We start from the raw sequence: 3,435 nt of genomic DNA on the forward strand, positions 1-3,435 counted from the left end.
CAGTCGCCTTACAATTCCATGAACCTCGATTGCGGCCATTATATAGCTGCCGGTGGAAATAATACCAAAGCAACTTTGTTAGCGCTTATACAGGCAAAGCACAACCGGATTACCAGCTTACATATTAAAGACCGTAAGACCAAAGAAAATGGCGGCGCCAATTTGCCCTGGGGCCAGGGCGATACACCACTTAAAGAAATACTCAATCTCCTGAAAGAAAAAAAATATAATATTCCTGCCAGCATTGAACTTGAATATGAAATTCCTGAAGGCTCCGATGCGGTAAAGGAAACCCAAAAATGTTTGGCGTATGCTAAGCACGCATTGGGAGCGTAAACACAATTTTTAGCGCGCTCAACAAAAGTTTATGCTCCGGTTAACATTGCATCAGCCGGAGCATAAAGTGTGCTAAGCTGTAACCGTTGCTGCTGCTTTGATTTTAATGCCTAATAAGGTATAAAATTCTTTCAGTATGGCAGGATGCCCGGGCCATGCCGGAGAAGTGGTAAGATTGCCGTCTGTTACCGCTTCAGTAACCGGTACATCTTTATAGGTTCCGCCAGCCAGGGTAATATCCGGGCCAATGGCAGGATAAGCCGTAAGCGTTCTGCCCTGCAACACGCCTGCCGCAGTTAAGATTTGAATACCGTGGCATATTGCCGCTACCGGTTTGCCGGCATCAAAGAAATACCGGGTAATTTCCAGCACTTTTTTATTCAGCCGGATATATTCAGGGGCCCTGCCACCGCATATATACAGTCCGTCGTAATCTTCAGGATTTACTTCACTAAAAGTTTTATTCAACTGAAAGTTGTGTCCCCGCAGCTCTGCATACGTTTGAAAGCCAACAAAATCGTGAATAGCAGTGGCAACAGTATCGCCCGATTTTTTATCAGGGCAAACGGCATGCACTTCGCAGCCAACAGACAGTAAACTTTGAAAGGGCACCATTACTTCGTAGTCTTCTACGAAATCGCCGGCCAGCATTAAAATTTTCTTTGTCATAATGCATAATATTTAATGAGGTGAAAGAATAAACGTTCTATAGCATACATAAAGTTACAGAAGTTGTAATGCTGGCAGATGCAAAATTTACCATAGCAGTTCCACGGCCATGGCCTATAAACAACAAAGCATAGCTATCTGGCTGCGAAGAACGACCGGTCATTCGTCTATTATTTTGTGTACTGGTCTACTATTTTTCTGCTTCATTTTCTATCCTCTTAATATTGCTGTCAGAGATGAGTCAGGTATTTTTTATTTAAAAATTTACATTATGAAACAAGCCATTAAACACGCGCAAATGTTTGCGCTGATTACATTATGCTTCACTGCATTTAGTTTCACAACAAAGCTGGGATTGGATAGTTATGAGATATATCTCAATAACAAACTGATCCTGAAGCAGTCGGTGAACCAGCCTTTGAATTTAAGGATACTGCAATTGGGCCAGGCAAAAGAAAATGATCAGTTGCGCGTCATTTACAAACACTGCACTTTAGAAGGAGCCGGTACTGACAGAACTATTGTTTTAAAAGATGAGAGGGGAAATTCATTAAAGAAATGGACGTTTACCAATGCCAGCGGCTCCGATTTAAGCATGGTAATACCGGTAAATGAGCTGTTGCAATTAGAAAAGAATAATGCACGTCATGAGCTCAGCCTTCATTATTCCGCCCGGGAGCTTCCGAAAGGTGAAACGCTTGCACTTCTTCGCCTTAAATGAATGGATATGATGTTTCTGCCTGTTAGCTGAGAAAAATAATATTCGGAAATTAGCAGGCACAAAAATTAATTTCAATTCCCGCAGCGTGACCCAGCGCTTTGAAAAGCCTGGCACGCTGCGGGAATGTGTGCATGTACATTTCTGTACGGTGCATTTCTTTGGTTATCTTTGATAAACTAATTGAACATGTTTATGAAAGATGTGGTAATTATCTCAGCGGTGCGAACACCTATCGGCAGTTTCGGCGGTTCACTCCGGGATTTGTCTGCTGCAAAATTAGGCGCGGCGGTTATCAAAGGCGCTATACAAAAAGCGGGCATTAAGCCGGAGCAGGTGCAGGATGTGCTGATGGGCTGTGTAATACAGGCAAACCTGGGGCAGGCCCCGGCCAGGCAGGCGGCTAAGTTTGCAGGCCTGCCCGATGAAGTAAACTGCACAACCGTTAATAAAGTATGTGCCAGCGGCATGAAGGCTATTGCGCTGGCGGCGCAAAGCATAGCGCTGGGTGACGCGGATATTGTGGTGGCCGGCGGTATGGAAAGTATGAGTAATGTGCCTTTTTATGTTGAGCAGATGCGATGGGGTAATAAATATGGCAATACGGCACTGATAGACGGTTTGGCAAAAGACGGACTAACGGATGTATATGATGGTAAAGCAATGGGCAATGCGGCCGAGTTATGTGCAGGCGTATGTGGCATCAGCCGGGAGGCGCAGGATGCATTTGCTGTAGAGAGTTATAAACGTAGTCAGCAGGCCTGGGAGAAAAATCATTTTGCTGATGAGGTCGTGCCGGTAGAAGTGCCGCAACGAAAAGGCGACCCGGTTTTGATTGCGGAAGATGAGGAACCCTTTAATGTGAAGTTTGATAAAATAACTTCGCTTAATCCCGCTTTTCAGAAAGACGGAACTGTTACCGCCGCTAATGCAAGCACTATGAATGATGGCGCTGCTGCACTGGTATTAATGAGCGGGGAAAATGCAGACGCACTGGGGCTGAAGCCCATTGCACGTATACTTTCGTATGCCGATGCGGAGCAGGCGCCTGAATGGTTTACCACTACTCCTTCCATAGCGGTACCTAAGGCGGTGGCTAAAGCAGGCTTGCAAATGAAAGATATCAGTTACTGGGAAATAAATGAAGCCTTCAGCGTGGTAGCTATTGAAAACAGCAGGAGAATGCAGCTCGATCCGGCAACGGTAAATGTGAATGGGGGAGCGGTTGCGCTTGGTCATCCTTTAGGTGCCAGCGGCGCCAGGATTATCGTTACACTCATTAATGTGCTCAAACAAAATAATGCCAGGTACGGCGCCGCGGGTATTTGTAATGGTGGTGGCGGAGCAAGCGCTATGGTAATTGAAAACGTGAAGTAGAAGGATGCCAGAGTAAATCCGGATTCGGAAATCTGAAATCCGAAGGGAATACAAAGAACCAAAAGCCAAATCACAAGAACCAAATAGAATACAAAGTCCGAAGCATTGAATCCGAAATCCGAAGGGAAAACACCAAAAGCCAAATCACAAAAAGCAAATAGATACAGATGGTTCGCACCCCACCGCGGCGGGCAGGCTCACCATGACAGGCAAATTTCAAATACTAAATCCGAAGCGGGGAATCCGAAATCCGAAGCGAATCCCAACGGATGCATCCCAAATTTTCGCTTTGCATATTTTCCGGCACGTGAGACACGTGCCGGGGCGGTCGCCGT

General features: G+C 45.6%; 5 protein-coding genes. 4 read left to right on the plus strand and 1 reads right to left on the minus strand.

Going from position 1 to position 3,435, the window contains the following annotated elements; translation table 11 throughout:
• Positions 1-336 (plus strand): sugar phosphate isomerase/epimerase family protein (locus tag PLE34_RS21750; protein WP_324560737.1); only part of this gene is annotated, 336 nt, incomplete at its 5' end.
• Between the two features lie 72 nt (positions 337-408).
• Here the strand turns inward: PLE34_RS21750 and PLE34_RS21755 are convergent.
• Positions 409-1,005 carry a DJ-1/PfpI family protein gene (locus PLE34_RS21755; RefSeq protein ID WP_324560740.1) on the minus strand — a complete coding sequence of 199 codons (597 nt, stop codon included), beginning with the start codon at positions 1,003-1,005 and terminating at the stop codon, positions 409-411.
• 271 nt (positions 1,006-1,276) lie between these two features.
• On the opposite strand from PLE34_RS21755, the gene PLE34_RS21760 reads away from it, so the two are divergent.
• The 3 genes from PLE34_RS21760 to PLE34_RS21770 all read left to right on the plus strand — a co-directional run.
• Positions 1,277-1,726, plus strand: a complete 450-nt coding sequence (locus tag PLE34_RS21760; RefSeq protein WP_324560743.1) for a hypothetical protein — start codon at positions 1,277-1,279, stop codon at positions 1,724-1,726.
• Positions 1,727-1,912: 186 nt separating this feature from the next.
• Positions 1,913-3,100: an acetyl-CoA C-acyltransferase gene (locus PLE34_RS21765; RefSeq protein WP_324560745.1), complete on the plus strand. Its 1,188-nt coding sequence runs from the start codon at positions 1,913-1,915 to the stop codon at positions 3,098-3,100.
• 105 nt (positions 3,101-3,205) lie between these two features.
• The coding region (locus PLE34_RS21770) for a hypothetical protein (protein WP_324560748.1) at positions 3,206-3,435 on the plus strand (230 nt) is incomplete at its 3' end.

The organism is Agriterribacter sp., assembly GCF_035445465.1.
Classification (GTDB): Bacteria; Bacteroidota; Bacteroidia; order Chitinophagales; family Chitinophagaceae; genus Agriterribacter.